Raw genomic sequence first — 17,820 nt, 5'->3', positions numbered from 1 at the left:
CACCGCGCGCGGGGACGTGACGCGGTGCTGCCGCGGAGGGCAGGATCAGCGGGACGCACCGCCTCCTAGGAACGGAGCACCACCCGCGTGGATGCCGCCCTGATCGCCCTGATCGTGATCGCCGTGCTCGTGGTCTTCGTGCTGGCGAGGAGCGTGACGATCGTCCCCCAGGCCCAGGCCAAGGTGGTCGAGCGTCTCGGTCGCTACAGCCGCACCCTGTCGCCGGGCCTGGCCCTGCTCGTCCCGTTCGTCGACCGGGTGCGCGCCACGATCGACCTGCGTGAGCAGGTCATCTCCTTCCCGCCGCAGCCTGTGATCACCGCCGACAACCTGCAGGTCGGCATCGACACCGTCGTCTACTTCCAGGTCACCGACCCGCGGCTGGCGGTGTACGGGATCGCGAACTACATCACCGGCATGGAGCAGCTGACCACCACGACCCTGCGCAACGTCGTCGGCGGGCTGAACCTCGAGGGCGCGCTCACCGGCCGGGACGGCATCAACTCCCAGCTGCGCAGCGTGCTCGACGGCACCACCGGCCCCTGGGGCCTGCGGGTGGCCCGGGTCGAGATCAAGGCGATCGACCCGCCGCCGTCGATCCAGGACTCCATGGAGAAGCAGATGCGCGCCGACCGCGACAAGCGCGCGGTCATCCTCACCGCCGAGGGGCAGCGGCAGTCGGCGATCACCACCGCCGAGGGCCAGAAGGCCGCCTCGATCCTGTCGGCGGAGGGCAAGAAGCAGGCGGCCATCCTGGACGCCGAGGCCGAGCGGCAGAGCCGCATCCTGCGCGCCGAGGGTGAGCGCGCCGCGCTGTTCCTGCAGGCGCAGGGGCAGGCCAAGTCGATCGAGACGGTCTTCCAGGCCATCCACGACGGCAAGCCCGACCAGGGGCTGCTGGCCTACCAGTACCTGCAGACGCTGCCGAAGATCGCCCAGGGCGACGCGAACAAGATGTGGATCGTCCCCAGCGAGTTCAGCAAGGCGCTGGAGGGCCTCTCCAAGCTGGGCGGTGGCGACGACGGCGAGGGGTCGCGCAGCTGGCTGGACGTCGACGCACCCACCGGCGGGCAGCGTCCCGCCGAGGGGCAGCCGCCGGCGTCCTCACTGGACACCAGCAACTGGTTCGACTCGAACCTGCCGCCGGCGGCCGAGCAGCCCGAGGCCAAGATCTCGCTGTCCAGCATCGCCGACCAGCCGGCGGAGACGACGCCGCAGATCCCCACCCCGCCGCCGCTGGCGCAGGTGAAGCAGGACGTGCAGGAGAGCGGCCCGGCCGCCGACCCGCGCAACCGACCTGCGGACGACGACCCGCCGCAGCTCCCGCCGTCCTGACGCGCTGAACGCCGGTGGCCCAGAACTCGACGAGTTCTGGGCCACCGGCGCATCGGCCCCGTCCAGAGGCTCGCCCCCGAGCTCGAGAGGGGCTGAGGAGGACGGGGTCCTTCGTCAGTCCTTGAGCAGGCCCTCGCGGAGCTTGGCCAGCGTCTGGGACAGCAGCCGGGAGACGTGCATCTGCGAGATGCCGATGTCCGCGGCGATCTGCGACTGGGTCATGTTGCCGAAGAACCGCAGGATCAGGATCCGGCGTTCGCGGGCCGGGATGGTGGCCAGCAGCGGCTGCAGCGACTCGCGGTACTCCACACCCTCCAGCGCGGCGTCCTCCTCGCCCAGCGTCGCGGCCAGGGTGGGGGAGTCCTCCTCACCGGAGAGCCGCTCGTCCAGCGAGCTGCTGCGGTAGGCGTTGGCCACCGCCAGGCCCTCGAGCACCTCGGCCCGCGGGATGCCCAGGTGCTCGGCCAGCTCCGACGGGGTCGGTGCGTGCCCGTTCTTCTGGGACAGCTCGCTGACCGCCGCGTTGAGCGACAGGTGCAGTTCCTGCAGGCGCCGCGGCACCCGCACCGACCAGCCCTGGTCGCGGAAGTGCCGCTTGATCTCACCGGTGATGGTCGGCACCGCGAAGGAGAGGAACTCCACGCCCCGGCTGGGGTCGAAGCGGTCGATCGCCGCGATCAACCCGAGGGTGCCCACCTGCAGCAGGTCGTCGAACGGCTCGCCCCGGTTGCTGAACCGGCGGGCGAAGTGCCGGACCAGGGGGAGGTGCTCCTCGACCAGGATCTCCCGCAGCCGCTCGCGTCGAGGGTCGTCCTTCTCCAGCCCGGCCAGCTCGGCGAACAGCGGAGCGGTCCGCTCGGCCCGCTTGCGGTTGTCCGAGATCGGCACCGGGTCCGCGGCGGGCTCCGCCTCGTCACCCTCCGGCGCGCTCGCCGCGGGCTCGGCGCCGGTGCCGGGGACGTCGATGGCGTCGGTGGTCACCTCGCTGCCGCTCGCCGCAGCGTCGTCGGCCGGGGGGCGGGGACGGGCCGGGGCACCGGCGTCGAGGACGTCATCGGTGGCCGGCTGGTCCGTGGCAGCCGACCGGGTCACCGTGCGACCGAGACGTCGTGGTCGGTGGGACCCGCGTCGGCCAGGACCTCGTCGGTGAACGGGTCCGCGGCCCCGGCCGCCATGCTGTACCGACGCAGCCGCTTGACCATCGCGATGCAGGCGACCGGGTCGGGCGACCCGTCGCCGGCGGGGACCGTGGCCTGGTCGCGGGGGCCTGCCTCGACGGTGTCGACCAGCGTGGCCAGGACCGCCCAGCCGAAGCCGTCGCGCGGCACGTCGACCCCGGCCGCCGTCGGCACCCAGGCGTCGATGCGCAGGTGCTCGCGGGTGGCCTCGAAGACCACCGTCAGCGGGGAGTCGCCGAGCGCGATGGCGGCTAGCGTGGCGCACGCCTCGTCGACGGCCAGCCGCAGGTCCTCCACGGCGTCCAGGTCGAAGTCCATCCGCATCGCCAGGTCCCCGGCCATCGCGCGCACCGCAGGAAGCTGCGTCGGGGAGGTCGGCACCCGCAGTTCCAACCGTTCGGCCCGCCGCTCACCCGTGGGGGCGGCCCCCGTCGTGTCGACCATGCGTTCGTCTGCTCCTTCGTCGTCCCCGCGCTCCCGGGCGGGAGCGCGACGGTCCATCCGGTGCACCCGGGTGCGGCACCGTTGCCGACGCGCGAGCGACGAGCGGTCGCCCCGCGGGTGCGTGCGCGGGCCGGGCCCGCTGACCCGACGGTAGTCGGACCGCCTGGCGGTGGTGCCCAACGGGGCCCTCCGTCAAACACGGCCCCGAGCACGGTCGTCACCGGGGCGAGTGGGCCGACGACGGGCCGTGTTTGGAACGGTTCGCCGCCGACCATCTCCCAGCCGTGAGACTCCGCCGCAGCGACGTGCACGCCCCGGGCTGGACCCGGCGCCGCGCCGGGCGGGGGTTCTCCTACCGGGACGAGACCGGTGCCCTGATCAAGGACGACGAGCGGCTGGACCGGGTGCGGGGCCTGGCCATCCCCCCGGCCTGGAAGGACGTCTGGATCTGCCCCTGGCCCAACGGTCACATCCAGGCGGTGGGCACCGACGCGGCCGGACGCCGGCAGTACCGCTACCACGACGAGTGGCGGGCCCGCCGCGACGCCGCCAAGCACGAGCGGGTGCTGGAGATCTCCTCCCAGCTGCCCGACGTGCGCGACGAGGTGGTGGCGGCCCTGCGCAAGCGCGGGCTGACCCGGGACCGGGTGCTCGCCACCGCGGTGCGGCTGCTCGACCTCGGCGCGTTCCGCGTGGGCAGCGAGCAGTACGCGGAGGACAACGGCACCTACGGCCTGGCCACGCTGCGCCGCGAGCACGTGCGCGTGCGCGGCGAGCGCACCTTCTTCTCCTACACCGCCAAGGGCGGCATCGAGCGGGAGATCGAGCTGACCGATCAGCCCACCGCGACGGTGGTCCGGCAGCTGCTGGAGCGCCCGGCCGAGACCGGCGAGGAGCTGCTCGGCTACTGGCTCGCCGACGGGAGCTGGCACGACGTCACCAGCGACGAGGTGAACGCCTACCTCAAGGAGATCAGCGGCGCGGAGATCACCGCGAAGGACTTCCGCACCTGGACGGCGACGGTCATGATGGCCGCCGCACTGGCCGAGCAGCCGGCGCCGACGAGTCGGACGGCGCGGAAGAAGGCGGTGCGGGAGGCCTACGTGCGCGTCTCCGAGCAGCTGGGCAACACCCCCACGGTGGCGAAGGCCAGCTACGTCGACCCGCGGGTGGTCGACCGCTACGAGCACGGGGAGACGATCGCCGAGGCGCTGGCGGCGGCGGCGGAGGCCCCGGACGACCGGACGGCGCAGCGCACGCTGGAGGCCGCGGTCTGCAGCCTGCTCAGCAGCTGAACCACGGGTCCGGACGCAGCGACGGCGCCCCACCCGGAGGTGTGGCGCCGTCGACGTCGTGTCTGCGGCCCCTCTCCAGGGGCCCGTCGCGAGCTCGCGAGGGGCGGGGGAGGAGAGGGGCCTTCGTCAGGCCTTCTCGGCGATGGTGAACAGGTCGATCAGACCGGTGACCTCCAGCGGGCGGGTGACCGCGCGGGTGTTGGCCACCAGGCGCAGGCCGACGTCGCGCGAGCGGGCCGACTTCTGCGTCTCCACGAGCACGGCCAGGCCGGCCGAGCCGAGGAACTGGACGCCGCAGAGGTCGATGACCAGCGCGGTGGGCTGCTGCTCCAGCTGGGTGTCGAGCGAGGCCCGCAGCACCGGAGCGGTGAAGGTGTCCACCTCGCCGATGACCGTCACGGTGACGGTGCCGTCGTCGTCGGTGGACGTCGACAGCGTGATCACGTCGTCGAAGGGGGCTTCGTTCGTGTCAGCCGCGGCCGACGTGCCTTCGGCGGGTGAGTCGGATGAGGTCACGGACTGCAGCTCCTCTCAGGGGCGGTGCGCGCTGGGCGCGCGGACGCCTGGACAGCGTACTGGCGTACGCCCTCCGGCCTCCCACACCCCGTGGCACCGGGTCTTCCGGACACCTGGTCCGGACGGCCCGGGCAGGCGACGGCTGGCTGCTCAACCGCGGCGCCCAACCTAGTCGCGCCATGATCGGCGCACCAATCCAACTGGTTGCGCGCACCCGAAAGTGGTCACGGCGTCACCCGCGCCGCGGCCCCGGACGGACCTCGATCAGGTGTTCTCGACGACGTGGACGGCGCTCTCCTCCGGACCCTCGCCGCCGACCGGGGCGTCGGCGAACGCCTCGACGTCGTCGCCGGTGCGGTTGGTGCCGGAGTCGCTGAGCCGGTCGGTGTCCTCGTCCTGGTCCAGCTGGGCGAAGGCGCGGTCGGGGTCCTCGGCGGGGCGGACGTCGGCGGCGTCCTCGGGGATCTCGCGGTCCAGCCGGCCGGACAGCGACTCGCCCTCGGACTGCTCGCGCGCCGTCGTCCCGAAGTCCACGTCCTGGTGCTGGCGGTCGCCGGGCTCGGGGGCGAACTCCGGGTCCTCGGCGCGCGCCATCGTCGGGCTGTCGTCCTGGGAGATCTCGGGGACCCCGTTGTCCGCGGGGAAGACGTCGCGGGCGGTCTGGCCCTCGGGGCCGACGTCACCGCGCGGGCCGTCCTCGGTGCCGGTGAGGCCGCGCTCGTCGTCGGGGAACTCGGCGTCGTTGAGGGCGGAGTCGCGGGCGGCGCGGTCCGGGTCGGTCATGGTGGTGCCTCCGTTCTGCGCGCCTCGGGGGCGGGCGCGCTCGTCCGTCCGGCTGGACGGGGGGACCGGTCGGGTGACCGGCGTCGTGCGCAGCCCCTACCCGCGCTCCCCGGCGGCATGCGTGACCCGGCTCCCGCCCGGGCGGGGCATGGCGGTCGTGGCCGGCGGGTAGCAGGGCCGGCATGGCGATCACCGACGATGTCCAGCGCATGGGCGCACCGCTCCGGCGCTGGGTGCGCACCCAGAAGCAGGAGTACACGCAGGGAGAGGCGCGGCCGCTCGGTGCGGACCTGGGTGCCATGGGCGTCTACGCCGGGCTGGTCGGCGCGGCGGCCGCCGCGATCCGCGCCTCCGGCCGGGAACTGCCCTCCCGGATCCCGCTCGGTGACGCCGCCCTGCTGACCATCGGCACGTTCCGGCTGGCCCGGCGGATCGCCAAGGACCCGGTGACCGCACCCGTCCGCGCCCCCTTCGTCAGCTACCAGGGCACCTCGGGTGAGGCGGAGGTCGCCGAGGAGGTGCGCGAGCACGGCGGGGTCAAGCACGCCGTCGGCGAGCTGCTCACCTGCCCGTTCTGCATGGCCCAGTGGGTCGGCACCGGCTTCGTGCTCGGGTACGTGGCCGCGCCCCGGGCCACCCGGCTGGCCGCGCTGACGATGACGATGGTCGCCGGCTCCGACGTGCTCCAGTTCGTCTACGACTCGATCCAGAACGGTGCGCTGCGCCCCGGCGGGGACCCGCCCCCCGAGGACGTGACGGGCCAGGCCGTCTGACCCGGCCGGTCACCCAGCGTGCTCGGGCCTGGCACGCGGTGCCAGGCCCGGCGGGTCACCCTCCCGGGTGGTCGACTGCGCTGGGTGACCGTCTCGTGCTGCCGCGGGGGCGCCGACCTGCCTATCCTTCGATCTTGTCGAGACGCCGGCGTCGCCGGCCCGGGGCGGGAGGTCAGTCGTGCGGTCGATCTGGCGGGGCGCCATCTCCTTCGGGCTGGTCAGCATCGGGGTCAAGCTCTACTCGGCCACCGAGGACCACGACATCCGGTTCCACCAGGTGCACAAGACCGACGGCGGGCGGGTGAAGTACCGCCGGGTGTGCGCGGTCGACGGCGAGGAGGTCGAGTACGGCGACATCGGCAAGGGCTACGAGCTGCCCGACGGCCAGCTGGTCGTGCTGACCGATGCCGACTTCGACGAGCTGCCCCTGGTGACCACCCGGGAGATCGAGGTGCTCCAGTTCGTCGACCAGGAGCAGATCGACCCGATCCACTTCGAGAAGACGTACTACCTGGAGCCCGACGGCGTCGCGACCCGGCCGTACGTGCTGCTCCGCACCGCGCTCGAGAACGCCGGCCAGGTGGCGATCACCAAGATCGCGATCCGCCAGCGGGAGTCGCTGGCCGCGCTGCGGGTGCGCGAGGGCGTGCTGGTGCTGCACACCATGCGCTGGCCCGACGAGATCCGCCGGCCCGACTTCGGCTTCCTCGACGAGGACGTCGCCGTCCGCCCGCAGGAGCTGGCGATGGCCGAGTCGCTGATCTCCACGATGGCCGGCGACTTCGACCCGACGCAGTTCACCGACGACTACCGCGAGGCGATGCAGGCCCTGCTGGAGGCCAAGCAGTCCGGTGGTCAGGTGCAGCCCGCCCCGGACGTCGCCGACGACGGCGGTGGGGCCGTGGTCGACCTGATGAGTGCGCTGCGGCGCAGCGTCGAGCGGGCGGGGGGCGCGGCGCCCGCGGCGCAGGACGACGACGCCGACGACACCCCGGCCACCGACGAGGCGCCCCCGGCGCGGAAGACCACCGCGCGCAAGGCCCCGGCCAAGAAGACCGCCCCCGCGGAGAAGGCGCCGGCGAAGAAGACCGCCGCCAAGAAGGCCACCCCGGCGAAGAAGACGGCCGCGCAGTCCGCCGATGCCGACGAGAAGCCGGCCAAGCGCAGCTCGCGGGCGCGCAAGACGGCCTGATCCCGGCCGCTCCGTGTCCGACCCCCTGGCGGCGTACCGCGCCAAGCGCGACCCCGCCCGCACCGCGGAGCCGGTGCCGCCGGCCGGGCAGCCGCTGCCGCAGGGCGACGACGACGTCTTCGTCGTCCACGAGCACCACACGGCCCGCGGCCGTACCGGTGAGCGGGTGCACTGGGACCTGCGGCTGGAGCGCGGCGGGGTGCTGAAGAGCTGGGCGGTGCCCAAGGGCCCGCCGACCGAACCGGGGGTCAACCGGCTCGCCGTCCCCACCGAGGACCACCCGCTGGCGTACGCCTCGTTCTCCGGCACCATCCCGGCCGGCGAGTACGGCGGCGGGGTGTCGACCATCTGGGACGCCGGCCGGTACGCGACCGAGAAGTGGACCGACGACCACGTCACCGTCGCCTTCGACGGCGGACGGCTGACCGGCCGCTACGTGCTGTTCCGGCTGCCCGACGGCAGCTGGAACCTGCGCAGGCTCGACCCCGACCCGGTGCCGGCGGCGCCGGTCGCCGCCGGCGTGCCCGAGGACCTCCCGCCGATGCTCGCCGCGCTCGGGGACCTGCCCCCGGCGTCGGACGACCGGTGGGGCTACGAGTTCAAGTGGGACGGTGTCCGGGTGCTGGCGCACGTGCGCGGAGGCGTGCTGCGGCTGCGGGCGCGCAGCGGCAACGACGTGACCGCGACCTACCCCGAGCTCGCCCCACTGCCGACGGCGTTGTCCGGGCACGACGCCGTCCTCGACGGCGAGGTCGTCGCCCTGGACCCCCGCGGCCGCCCGGACTTCGGCCGGCTGCAGGGGCGCATGCACCGCACCGGACCCGAGGTGGCCCGGCTGGCCGCCGCGGCACCGGTGAGCTACCTGGTGTTCGACCTGCTGGCCTGGGACGGCGAGAGCCTGCTCGACCGGCCCTGGACCGAGCGCCGGGAACGACTGGACGCCCTGGGCCTGGGCAACGACCGGTGGGTGACCACGCCCTGGTTCCGCGGGAACGGGCCGGCGGTCCAGGCGGCCAGCCGGGACAACGGGCTGGAGGGCGTCGTCGCCAAGCGGCTGGACTCCCCGTACCGGCCCGGCGGGCGCGGCCCGGACTGGCGCAAGGTGAAGAACCTGCGCACCCAGGCGGTCGTCGTCGGCGGCTGGCGGCCGGGGGAGGGCCGGCGGGCCGGCGGCATCGGCTCGCTGCTGCTGGGGGTGCACGACGACGCCGGCCGGCTGGTGTTCGCCGGGCACGTGGGCACCGGGTTCACCGCGAAGGCGCTGGCCGACCTCGCGCCGCTGCTCACCCCGCGCAGCACCTCGCCGTTCGCCACGCCCCCGGGTGCCCCGGCGCTGCCCCGGGAGGTCACCCGGGATGCCCACTGGGTCGAGCCCGAGCTCGTGGGGGAGGTCCGGTTCGGGGAGTGGACCCGGGAGGGCCGGTTGCGGCACCCGTCGTGGCGGGGGCTGCGCGACGACGTCCGGCCGGAGGACGTCGTGGTGGAGCCGTGAGCGAGCTCGCGAGCGAACCGATGAGCAGGGCGGCTCGCCGAAGGCGTTCGACGAGCGCCGGCGAGGAGATCGCGTGAGGCAGCGGGTGCAGATCGAGGGCCGCCAGCTGGAGGTCAGCAACCTGGACAAGGTGCTGTTCCCGGAGGTCGGCTTCACCAAGGCGCAGGTCATCGACTACTACGTGCGGATCGCCCCGGTGCTGCTGCCGCACGTGGCCCGCCGCCCGGTGACCTTCACCCGCTGGCCCTCCGGGGTCGACGGCCAGGCCTTCTTCGAGAAGAACAGCGCGCGGCACGCCCCGGAGTGGGTGGAGTCGGTGGCGGTGCCCTCGCCCGGGTCCTCGCGCGGCCGGGAAACGCTGGACATGGTGCTGCTCTCCGCCGTGCCCGACCTGGCCTGGTCGGCCAACCTGGCGGCGCTCGAGGTGCACGTGCCGCAGTGGCGGGTGGACGACGACGGTGTCGCGCAGCTGCCCGACCTGCTGGTGCTCGACCTGGATCCCGGGCCGGGCACGGGCGTCGCCGAGTGCGCGCACGTGGCACACCGGCTGCGGGAGGTGCTGGTCGCCGACGGGCTCGACCCGGTGGTGAAGACCTCCGGCTCCAAGGGGCTGCAGGTGTACGCGCCGATCACCGCCGAGGACAGGGAGCACCCCAGCCGCTACGCCAAGCGGCTGGCCCAGCAGCTCACCCGGGAGACGCCCGAGCAGGTGGTGTGGCGGATGGAGAAGGCCCTGCGGCCGGGCAAGGTGCTGGTCGACTGGAGCCAGAACAACACCGCCAAGACCACGGTCGCGCCCTACTCGCTGCGCGCGCGGCCCCGGGCGACGGTCTCCACGCCGCTGGCGTGGGAGGAGGTGGACGCCGTCCGGGACGGCGCCGACCCGGCCACCCTGGTGTTCCGCACCGCCGACGTGCTGGCCCGGGTCGAGGAGCTCGGCGACCTGTTCGACGTCGCCGACCGACGGCGCGCCGGACTGCCCCCGGTCTGACCCTCCTCCCGGCGCGGGGCGGTAGTCCCGGAGGGGGACGGCGGGTCAGCCTGCGGACCGATGTGCCGCGGCGCCGGGGCGGCCAGGCTGGACGCCATGACCACCGTGCTCCCGGCCGGCCCGCCACCGGCCACCCCCGCCACGCAGGTGACCGCCGGCCCCGCCCGCTGGTGGCTGCCGCTGCTGGTGCTCGTGCTGGGTGCCGGCGGCGGTGTGGTCACCGAGTGGGCCCAGGGCGCGCTCGGTGACCCGTGGGCGGCGTGGGCGAACTCGGTGGCCGCCTGGTGCCTGCCCGCCTTCGCCGTGGGGGCGCTCGCCCGCCGGTGGCGCGGGGCGGTGACCGCGGCCGTCGCCACCGAGCTGCTGCTGGTCGGCGGCTACTACGCGGCCCAGGCGGTGCAGCTGCTGCCGGTCCGGCCGGTCACCGTCGTCGTCTGGCTGGTCGCCGGCGTGGCGGCCGGGCTGGTCTTCGGAACGGCGGGCTGGTGGTGGCGGTCCTGCGGACCGCGCCGGGCGGTGGCCGGGGTGACGCTGCTGGCCGGGGTGCTGGTGCAGGAGGGGGTGTACCGGCAGGTGCACTTCCCGTGGCAGGGGGCGTCGGGCTGGGTCATGGTCGCCGCGGGGCTGGTGGTCGCGCTGCTGGCCCGCACCGCGCGGCAGCGGCTGGCGGTGCTCGGGCTGCTCGCCGTCGTCGTCCCGGCCGGTTGGGCCGGCACCGAGCTGGTGAACGCGCTCCTCGCCGCGGCCTGACCACCGGCTCCTGCGCGGCCGGGGCGTGCCGACACGCCGTCCCGGGTCGCCGGTCCGCCCCGCCCGGCGCACCATCGAACCGGGTGTTCGGGTCGCCCTCGCGGGGGCGACCCGCAGCGTTCACCCGGTCTTGTCTTGACTGACTCAAGAAAACAGGGTTGAGTCGACGGCGATGGAGACGGCCTGGGAAGACGAGCTGCGGAGAGCAGGGCTGCGGGTCACCCGCCCCCGGCTCTCCGTGCTCGACGTCCTCGCCGACCACCCGCACGCCGACGCCGACACGATCGTCACCGCCGCCCGCGCCGCGCACCCCTCGATCTCGCCGCAGGCGGTCTACGGGGTGCTCAAGGCGCTGGTCGGGGGAGGCCTCGCCCGCCGCATCGAGCCCGCCGGTGCGCCGGCGCTCTACGAGCTGCGGGTCGGGGACAACCACCACCACCTGGTCTGCCGGGAGTGCGGTGCGGTCGCCGACGTCGACTGCGTGGTGGGACAGGCGCCGTGTCTGACCCCGTCGCAGACGGCGGGGTTCGCCGTCGACGAGGCCGAGGTCGTCTTCTGGGGCATCTGCGCCGGCTGTCAGGCCGCGCGCAGGGAGCACGAACCAGCAGCAGGCACAGCAATCCGAAGGGGAGTGGGAGCATGACCGACGTCGCATCGCAGGGCCCGGCGGCCAGCGAGGCCGACCGGCCGATCCTGACCAACCGTCAGGGCCACCCGGTCTACGACAACCAGAACCAGCGGACGGTGGGCGCACGTGGCCCGGCCACCCTGGAGAACTACCAGTTCCTCGAGAAGATCAGCCACTTCGACCGGGAGCGCATCCCGGAGCGCGTCGTGCACGCCCGTGGCTTCGTGGCCTACGGCGAGTTCGAGGCCACCGGCAAGTGGGGCGACGAGCCGATCGAGCGCTACACCCGGGCGAAGCTGTTCAACACCCCGGGCAAGAAGACCGACCTGGCGATCCGCTTCTCCACCGTCATCGGCGGCCGGGACTCCTCCGAGGCGGCGCGTGACCCGCGCGGCTTCGCGGTCAAGATGTACACCGAGGACGGCAACTGGGACCTCGTCGGCAACAACCTCGCGGTGTTCTTCATCCGCGACGCCATCAAGTTCCCCGACGTCATCCACTCCCTCAAGCCGGACCCGATCACCTTCCGGCAGGAGTCCGCCCGGATCTTCGACTTCATGTCGCAGACCCCCGAGGCCATGCACATGCTCGTCAACCTGTTCAGCCCGCGCGGCATCCCGGCCGACTACCGGCACATGCAGGGCTTCGGCGTGAACACCTACAAGTGGGTCAACGCCCAGGGCGAGACCGTGCTGGTCAAGTACCACTGGCTGCCCAAGCAGGGCGTCAAGAGCCTGACCGAGGCCGACGCCGCGGTGATCCAGGGCCAGGACCTGGGCCACGCGTCCAAGGACCTCTACGAGGCCATCGAGCGGGGTGACTACCCGCAGTGGGACCTCTACGTCCAGATCATGAGCGACGACGAGCACCCCGAGCTGGACTTCGACCCGCTGGACGACACCAAGGTGTGGCCGGAGAACGAGTTCGAGCCCAAGCTGGTCGGCACGATGACCCTGAACCGCAACGTCACCGACCACCACAACGAGAACGAGCAGAGCGCGTTCGGCACCGGCGTGCTGGTCGACGGGATGGACTTCTCCGACGACAAGATGCTGATCGGCCGCACGTTCTCCTACTCCGACACCCAGCGCTACCGGGTGGGGCCGAACTACCTGCAGCTGCCGATCAACTCGGCCAAGAACGCCGTGGTGCAGACCAACCAGCGCGGCGGGCAGATGTCGTTCGGCGTGGACCTCGGCCCCGGCCAGAACCCGCACGTCAACTACGAGCCGTCGATCACCGGCGGCCTGCGTGAGGCCGAGTACCCCACGCACGACGAGCAGGGCCCGGTCATCACCGGCCGGCTCACCCGCAAGCGGATCCCGCGCACCAACGACTACACCCAGGCCGGTCAGCGCTACCAGCTGATGGAGCAGTGGGAGAAGGACGACCTGGTGGCCAACCTGGTCGGCAACATCGGGCAGGCGGTCCGCGAGGTCCAGGAGCGCATGGTGTGGCACTTCTTCATGTGCGACGACGAGCTCGGTGCCCGCGTCGGCGAGGGCCTCGGCATCACCGCGGACGACGTCCGGAGCCTGCCGCCGCTGCAGACCCAGACGCTAAACGAGGAGGAGCTGGCCCGCGCGGCCAACCTCGGCAAGAACGGGCCGCGTGACGTCACCGGCCTGAAGATGACGCACACGGTGCCCAACGAGCGGGTCGTGCTCGCCTGACGGTGAGCTGATCCCTCCGCACCACCACGGCGGGCCGCGACCGGATCACCGGTCGCGGCCCCCTGTGTCGCCGGTCGGCCTACGGCCTTTACCGCGGCCAGGTGCCGTCCCGGCCGGCGGCGAGCCGTCGTCCGGGGGGTCGGGACCCTCCGGGTCCGCGCCGGCCGGTCGGCCGGTCGGCCGGTCGGCCGGGACCTGGTGCGCCGGGCGTCAGGCCTGGGCGGCCGGCTCCTGCTCGGCGCCCGGGGCGGCCTCGGTGGCCAGGTCGGCCTGCCACAGGTCCGGGCCGAACACCTCGTACTGGATGTCCTTGGCCGGCACCCCGCGGTCGATGAGCTGACTGCGCACCGCCCGCATGAACGGCAGCGGGCCGCACAGGTAGTACGCCGCCCCCTCGGGCAGCTCGACCTGCGAGACGTCCATGATCCCGGCGTGCACCCCGTCGACCGGCAGGCTGCTCCGCGCACCGCGCTCGTACCAGACGTGCGTGGCGGCGCCGGGCAGCGACCGCACGTCGTCGAGCACCTGCCGGCGCAGCGCGAAGGACTCCTCGTCGGCGTCCGCGTGCAGCACGGTGATCGGCAGGTGCGACCCGGCGGCGGTCAGGTGCGAGATCATGCCGGCCATCGGGGTGATCCCGATCCCGGCGCTGACGAACACCACCGGCCGGCCGGAGTCGTCGAGCACGACGTCGCCGAAGGGCAGCGACAGGGTGAGCACGTCGCCGACCTGCGCCCGGTCGCAGAGCAGGTTGGACACCTCGCCGTCGGGCTTGCCGCCGCCGCGCACCCGCTTCACCGAGAACTGGCGGTGCTCGCCGTCGTCGGCGCGGGTGAGGCTGTACTGGCGCGGCTGGTGCACCCCGTCGGGCATCTGCACCTTCACCGAGACGTACTGGCCGGGCAGCGAGGTCTTGACCAGCCGGTCGTCGTTCCGCTTGACCCGGAAGGTGACGACGTCGGGGGTCTCCTCGACCTTCTCCGCGATCTGCCACTCGCGCCACACCGTCTCCGGCCGCACGCCCCGGGCGCTGTACAGGCCGCGCTCCATGTTGATCAGCGCGTAGGCCATCAGCCAGTAGACCTCGTCCCAGGCGGCGGCCACCTCGGGGGTGACCGCGTCGCCCAGCACGTCGACGATGGCCCAGAACAGGTGCTCGTGGACGACGTCGTACTGCGCCGGCGTGATGCCCAGCGAGACGTGCTTGTGCGCGATCCGGGGCAGCAGCTGCTCGGGGACCTGCTCGGGGGTCTTGACCAGGGCGCTGGCGAAGACGGCGACCGAGCCGGCCAGCGCGACCTGCTGGGTGCCCTCGGCCTGGTTGCCGCGGTTGAAGGTGCCGTCCAGCAGCTCCGGGTGCTGGCCGAACAGGTGGCCGTAGAACCGGCGGGCGATCTCCTCGATGTTCTCGGCGACGACCGGGAGGGTCGCCTCGATGACCGGGCGGGAGCGATCGGAGAGCACAGTGCCTCGTTCCTGAGGGGGCGTGCGGCACCAGGGGACGGTGCCGCGGGGGACACCGCCACTCTCGGTGCCGGGTCCCGACCGGTCGAGGGACGTTGGTCCCTCGGGTCAGCTGCGCAGGAGCTGACCGCAGCGGCCGCAGCGGTCAGCGGCCGGGTCGTCGGCCAGCCGGCCGCACTCGGGGCAGACGCGCTCCAGCCAGCACACCGGGTCGCCGCCCTCCGGCTCGGCCGGACGCGGCCGCTCGGGGTTCTCCTGCTCGGTCACCGTTCCGCCTCTCGTCGTCGGGTCGAGACTGGACCCGCGGACGTGCCGCAGCAGCGGAGGGCGGTCGCCGGCCGGCTCGAGGAGCCGGCCGGCCTGAGCTGCGGCGTTCGGCCTGAGCTTCGGCGGGCGGTCACCGTCGCAGACCGTCCGCTCCGGACGGCTGTCCAGCGCACCGCCGGACCGGTCGGCCGGTTCTGGCAGTTCCGCTGCCCTCGCTGTCCCACCGGACACTGGTCTGCGGTCCCCGGTGCTGCGCATCCTCGGCCCGTCGGGCAGCTCGCCCGACGACGGACGAGGGAGTGGAGCATGTGGGCGGGCGTCGTGTTCGCGGTGTTGGTGGTGCTGTTCTTCCGGGCGATGGGCCGTGCCGGCGCACCGGCCCGAGAACGGCCGGTGCCGGTGTCGTGGTCCGCTGCGGCGCACCAGCTCGCCGCGGACGTCGTGCGCGGCGCCCGGGTGCACGCCGCCCTGGCCGCCGCCCACCGCGATCGCCTGGATCGGGCCTGGTGGGCAGGAGGGGGGACGGCCACCCTCCGTCACGGGCCCGAGCCGGCGATGTGCCAGGACGACTGCTGACGGTGCGCGGCGCCGGTGGCGGGGCTGCTCGCCACCGGGGTACCGCTGGGCGGGGTCGGTCAGTCGCGGGGGCGCTTGCGGTCCTGCTCGGCGAGGAAGCGCTCCAGCTCGGCGCCGAGTTCGTCGCCACTGGGCATCTGGCCCGCGGTGCCCAGCAGGCCGGTGTCCTCCCGCGCCGCGGTGAAGCTGTCGAACTGCTCCTCCAGCGCGGCCACCACCGAGGTGTTCTCCGCCGACCGGCCGATCTGCTCGTCGACCTCGGTGCGGTTGGCCTCGGCCGCCTCGCGCAGCGTCTCGGTGGGCACGTGCAGGCCGGTCAGCTGCTCCAGGTGCTCCAGCAGCGTGAGCGAGGCCGCCGGGTAGGTGGCCTGGGCGAGGTAGTGCGGCACGTGCGCGGCGACGCCCAGGGCGTCGACGCCGGCCTCACCGAGCCGCAGCTCCAGCAGCGCGCCGACGCTGCCGGGGATGCGCATCTCGCCCCAGTAGACCGGGTAGGACTCGATCAGCTGGCGCCGGGTCGCGTGCGCGGTGACGGTGACCGGCCGGGTGTGCGGCACCGGCATCGGGATGGCGTGCAGCGCGACGACGGTGGTCACCCCCAGCCGTTCGACCAGTCCGGCGACCGCGGCGACGAAGCGCTCCCACGCGTAGTCCGGCTCGGTGCCGTGCAGCAGCAGGAACGGGCGCCCGCCGTCGTCCTCGAGCGCGTACAGGTTGATCTCCGGGGAGGTGATCGACTCGTACCGGTCACCGGAGAACGTCATCCGCGGCCGGTGACCGCGGTAGTCGACCAGGCTGTCGACGTCGAACCGCGCGATCAGCTCGTGCGGCAGGGTGGCCAGCAGGTGCGAGCCGGCGAGGGCGGCGGCGTGCGCGGCGTCGAACTCCCCGGCCAGGTCGTGCACCAGCACCAGGCCGGGCCGCTCGTCCGGTGAGCCGATCCGCTCTTCGCGGGTGAGGAACGGTTCTGCCTCGGGGAGCACCTCGACGAGGTCCTCCGGTCGCTGCGGCACGGTGCGGCCTCCTGGGAACGGTCCGACGGGTCGACAGGTCCAGCCCCGGGAGGGACGGCAGCATTCCCGCCGTCCCTCCTCCGGGTCACCTGACCGGGTTCGGGTCCTTTGCGGACTCGCTCACCAGCTCGGCCCCCCCGGTGTTCCCGGCGAGCACCCGGCGGGTGCCGTCGGGCTCCACCTCCGGGGACAGCCCGTCGAGGACGTCGCGTCCGTACCGGTAGGCCACCGCGATCAGGGCGGCGACCGGCACGGCGAGGAAGGCGCCGATGATGCCGGCCAGGCTGGCGCCGGCGGTCACCGCGAGGATGACCACCGCGGCGTGCAGGTTCAGCCCGCGGCCCTGCAGGATCGGCTGCAGCACGTTGCCCTCGATCTGCTGCACCACGACGATCAGGCCGAGGACGATCAGCGCGGTGGTGAACCCGTTGCTCACCAGGGCGATGAGCACGGCGAACGCACCGGCCGTGAAGGCACCGATGATCGGCACGAAGGCGCCGAAGAAGGTGAGCACCGCCAGCGGGACCACCAGCGGGACACCCAGGATGAGCAGCCCGATGCCGATGAAGAACGCGTCGACGAAGCCGACCAGCGCCTGCTGGCGGATGAACTCCGACAGCGTCTTCCAGGTCTTCAGCGACAGCGCGGCCACGTGCGGTGCGGCGCTGGGACCGGTCTGCGCGGCCAGCCACGGCACCCAGCGGGGCCCGTCCTTGAGGAAGAAGAAGGTCAGCACCAGCGCCAGCACCAGGTTGATGACGATGCTGCCGATAGCGGTGGCGGTCGTGTAGGCGTACCCGGCGATGTTCTGCGCGTTGGACTGCACCTGGTCGATCACGCCGTCGATCGCCTCGTCGACCTGGCCGTCGCCCAGGTTGAGCGGCGGGCCGGCCAGCCACTGCTGGATCTCCTGCAGACCGGCGCTGAACTGGTCGGCCAGGTCCTCGACCTGGTTGATCACCTGCGGGGCGATCCACGCGATGATGCCGCCGAAGGCTGCGAGGAACAGCAGCAGCGTCACGAGGGCGGCCAGGGCCGGCGGCCAGGAGTGCTTGCGCAGGAACCGGGCGAGCGGCCACAGCACGGTGGTGAACAGCAGGCCGAGGACGACGGGCAGCAGCACCACCCAGAGCTGGCCCAGGACGTACCCGATGATGATCAGGCCGAGCACGACGAGCACCAGTTCCCCGGAGCCGATCGCGAGGACGCGCGCGGCGGTCTGGAAGCGGCGCGCGCGCTCCGGGCCGGGCACGGGAGACCGGGTGGGCACCATGGTGTCGTCGTGGGTGGGCGCTCCCGGGCTCGAGCCGGCGTCGGGAGTCGTCGCCCCGGAACCTTCCGGGCCGGTCGCCCCCTGGTCGGACGGCGTCTCGGTGCGGGGCTCGGGACTCTGGTCGGGCATGCGCTGATCCCAGCACACCCGGGCGACGGGCACGCGCCGAAGCGACGC

The 17,820-nt window shown here is 73.5% G+C and carries 18 protein-coding genes; 10 read left to right on the top strand and 8 right to left on the bottom strand.

The window, feature by feature from the left end; translation table 11 throughout:
- Positions 1-87 precede the first annotated feature (87 nt).
- Entirely contained in the window at positions 88-1,335 is a 1,248-nt protein-coding gene (locus tag ACI79A_RS10450) for an SPFH domain-containing protein (RefSeq protein WP_457082743.1), read from the top strand.
- Positions 1,336-1,449: 114 nt separating this feature from the next.
- Here the strand turns inward: ACI79A_RS10450 and ACI79A_RS10445 are convergent, their stop codons facing one another.
- Positions 1,450-2,427, bottom strand: coding sequence for a SigB/SigF/SigG family RNA polymerase sigma factor (locus ACI79A_RS10445; protein WP_457082741.1), 978 nt, complete (start codon positions 2,425-2,427; stop codon positions 1,450-1,452).
- Complete coding sequence (locus tag ACI79A_RS10440; RefSeq protein WP_457082739.1) at positions 2,424-2,957, bottom strand: ATP-binding protein; 534 nt, start codon at positions 2,955-2,957, stop codon at positions 2,424-2,426. Before ACI79A_RS10440 ends, ACI79A_RS10445 begins: the two co-directional genes overlap by 4 nt.
- Positions 2,958-3,241: 284 nt before the next feature.
- On the opposite strand from ACI79A_RS10440, the gene ACI79A_RS10435 reads away from it, so the two are divergent.
- Complete coding sequence (locus ACI79A_RS10435; protein WP_457082737.1) at positions 3,242-4,252, top strand: DNA topoisomerase IB; 1,011 nt, start codon at positions 3,242-3,244, stop codon at positions 4,250-4,252.
- 126 nt (positions 4,253-4,378) lie between these two features.
- Here ACI79A_RS10435 and ACI79A_RS10430 read toward each other — a convergent pair whose 3' ends face one another.
- A complete protein-coding gene (locus ACI79A_RS10430; protein WP_457076290.1) occupies positions 4,379-4,768 on the bottom strand; it encodes an STAS domain-containing protein in 390 nt (129 codons plus the stop codon).
- A gap of 264 nt (positions 4,769-5,032) precedes the next feature.
- Complete coding sequence (locus ACI79A_RS10425) at positions 5,033-5,551, bottom strand: hypothetical protein (protein WP_457082735.1); 519 nt, start codon at positions 5,549-5,551, stop codon at positions 5,033-5,035.
- 182 nt (positions 5,552-5,733) lie between these two features.
- Here ACI79A_RS10425 and ACI79A_RS10420 point away from each other — a divergent pair, with 182 nt between their 5' ends.
- From ACI79A_RS10420 to ACI79A_RS10390, 7 genes are all read left to right on the top strand, one after another.
- The gene (locus ACI79A_RS10420; protein WP_457082733.1) at positions 5,734-6,324 is read left to right on the top strand and encodes a DUF1360 domain-containing protein; all 591 of its coding nucleotides are present in this window, start codon (positions 5,734-5,736) and stop codon (positions 6,322-6,324) included.
- Between the two features lie 178 nt (positions 6,325-6,502).
- Positions 6,503-7,516 carry a non-homologous end joining protein Ku gene (gene ku / locus ACI79A_RS10415; protein WP_457082731.1) on the top strand — a complete coding sequence of 338 codons (1,014 nt, stop codon included), beginning with the start codon at positions 6,503-6,505 and terminating at the stop codon, positions 7,514-7,516.
- 13 nt (positions 7,517-7,529) lie between these two features.
- Positions 7,530-9,008, top strand: a complete 1,479-nt coding sequence (gene ligD / locus ACI79A_RS10410; RefSeq protein WP_457082729.1) for a non-homologous end-joining DNA ligase — start codon at positions 7,530-7,532, stop codon at positions 9,006-9,008.
- Between the two features lie 73 nt (positions 9,009-9,081).
- The gene (gene ligD, locus ACI79A_RS10405) at positions 9,082-9,999 is read left to right on the top strand and encodes a non-homologous end-joining DNA ligase (protein WP_457082727.1); all 918 of its coding nucleotides are present in this window, start codon (positions 9,082-9,084) and stop codon (positions 9,997-9,999) included.
- A 96-nt stretch (positions 10,000-10,095) separates the two neighbouring features.
- Positions 10,096-10,749: a DUF6518 family protein gene (locus tag ACI79A_RS10400; RefSeq protein ID WP_457082725.1), complete on the top strand. Its 654-nt coding sequence runs from the start codon at positions 10,096-10,098 to the stop codon at positions 10,747-10,749.
- Positions 10,750-10,921: 172 nt separating this feature from the next.
- On the top strand, positions 10,922-11,392 hold the full coding sequence (locus ACI79A_RS10395; protein ID WP_457082723.1) for a Fur family transcriptional regulator: 471 nt from the start codon (positions 10,922-10,924) through the stop codon (positions 11,390-11,392).
- Complete coding sequence (locus ACI79A_RS10390) at positions 11,389-13,050, top strand: catalase (protein WP_457082721.1); 1,662 nt, start codon at positions 11,389-11,391, stop codon at positions 13,048-13,050. The genes ACI79A_RS10395 and ACI79A_RS10390 overlap by 4 nt, the downstream gene beginning before the upstream one ends.
- A 210-nt stretch (positions 13,051-13,260) precedes the next feature.
- Here ACI79A_RS10390 and ACI79A_RS10385 read toward each other — a convergent pair whose 3' ends face one another.
- Together ACI79A_RS10385 and ACI79A_RS10380 are read right to left on the bottom strand one after the other, a co-directional pair.
- A complete protein-coding gene (locus tag ACI79A_RS10385) occupies positions 13,261-14,514 on the bottom strand; it encodes an FAD-binding oxidoreductase (protein ID WP_457082719.1) in 1,254 nt (417 codons plus the stop codon).
- 108 nt (positions 14,515-14,622) lie between these two features.
- On the bottom strand, positions 14,623-14,781 hold the full coding sequence (locus ACI79A_RS10380; protein ID WP_457082717.1) for a hypothetical protein: 159 nt from the start codon (positions 14,779-14,781) through the stop codon (positions 14,623-14,625).
- A gap of 306 nt (positions 14,782-15,087) precedes the next feature.
- Between ACI79A_RS10380 and ACI79A_RS10375 the strand changes: the two genes are divergently transcribed.
- The gene (locus ACI79A_RS10375; RefSeq protein WP_457082715.1) at positions 15,088-15,357 is read left to right on the top strand and encodes a hypothetical protein; all 270 of its coding nucleotides are present in this window, start codon (positions 15,088-15,090) and stop codon (positions 15,355-15,357) included.
- A gap of 59 nt (positions 15,358-15,416) precedes the next feature.
- Here the strand turns inward: ACI79A_RS10375 and ACI79A_RS10370 are convergent, their stop codons facing one another.
- Positions 15,417-16,370: a proteasome assembly chaperone family protein gene (locus ACI79A_RS10370; RefSeq protein ID WP_457082713.1), complete on the bottom strand. Its 954-nt coding sequence runs from the start codon at positions 16,368-16,370 to the stop codon at positions 15,417-15,419.
- An 85-nt stretch (positions 16,371-16,455) separates the two neighbouring features.
- Complete coding sequence (locus ACI79A_RS10365) at positions 16,456-17,772, bottom strand: AI-2E family transporter (RefSeq protein ID WP_457082711.1); 1,317 nt, start codon at positions 17,770-17,772, stop codon at positions 16,456-16,458.
- Between the last annotated feature and the right edge of the window lie 48 nt (positions 17,773-17,820).

Source organism: Modestobacter sp. SYSU DS0657 (assembly GCF_054050925.1).
This window is presented reverse-complemented; position numbering and strand designations above follow the sequence as displayed.

What these genes read in the sequence shown, in the direction of transcription:
- ACI79A_RS10440 (WP_457082739.1), bottom strand. Translation starts at nt 2,957, where the DNA reads ATGGTCGACACGACGGGGGCCGCCCCCACGGGTGAGCGGCGGGCCGAA.
- ACI79A_RS10395 (WP_457082723.1), top strand. Translation starts at nt 10,922, where the DNA reads ATGGAGACGGCCTGGGAAGACGAGCTGCGGAGAGCAGGGCTGCGGGTC.
- ACI79A_RS10400 (WP_457082725.1), top strand. Translation starts at nt 10,096, where the DNA reads ATGACCACCGTGCTCCCGGCCGGCCCGCCACCGGCCACCCCCGCCACG.
- ACI79A_RS10365 (WP_457082711.1), bottom strand. Translation starts at nt 17,772, where the DNA reads ATGCCCGACCAGAGTCCCGAGCCCCGCACCGAGACGCCGTCCGACCAG.
- ACI79A_RS10425 (WP_457082735.1), bottom strand. Translation starts at nt 5,551, where the DNA reads ATGACCGACCCGGACCGCGCCGCCCGCGACTCCGCCCTCAACGACGCC.
- ACI79A_RS10420 (WP_457082733.1), top strand. Translation starts at nt 5,734, where the DNA reads ATGGCGATCACCGACGATGTCCAGCGCATGGGCGCACCGCTCCGGCGC.
- ACI79A_RS10375 (WP_457082715.1), top strand. Translation starts at nt 15,088, where the DNA reads ATGTGGGCGGGCGTCGTGTTCGCGGTGTTGGTGGTGCTGTTCTTCCGG.
- ACI79A_RS10390 (WP_457082721.1), top strand. Translation starts at nt 11,389, where the DNA reads ATGACCGACGTCGCATCGCAGGGCCCGGCGGCCAGCGAGGCCGACCGG.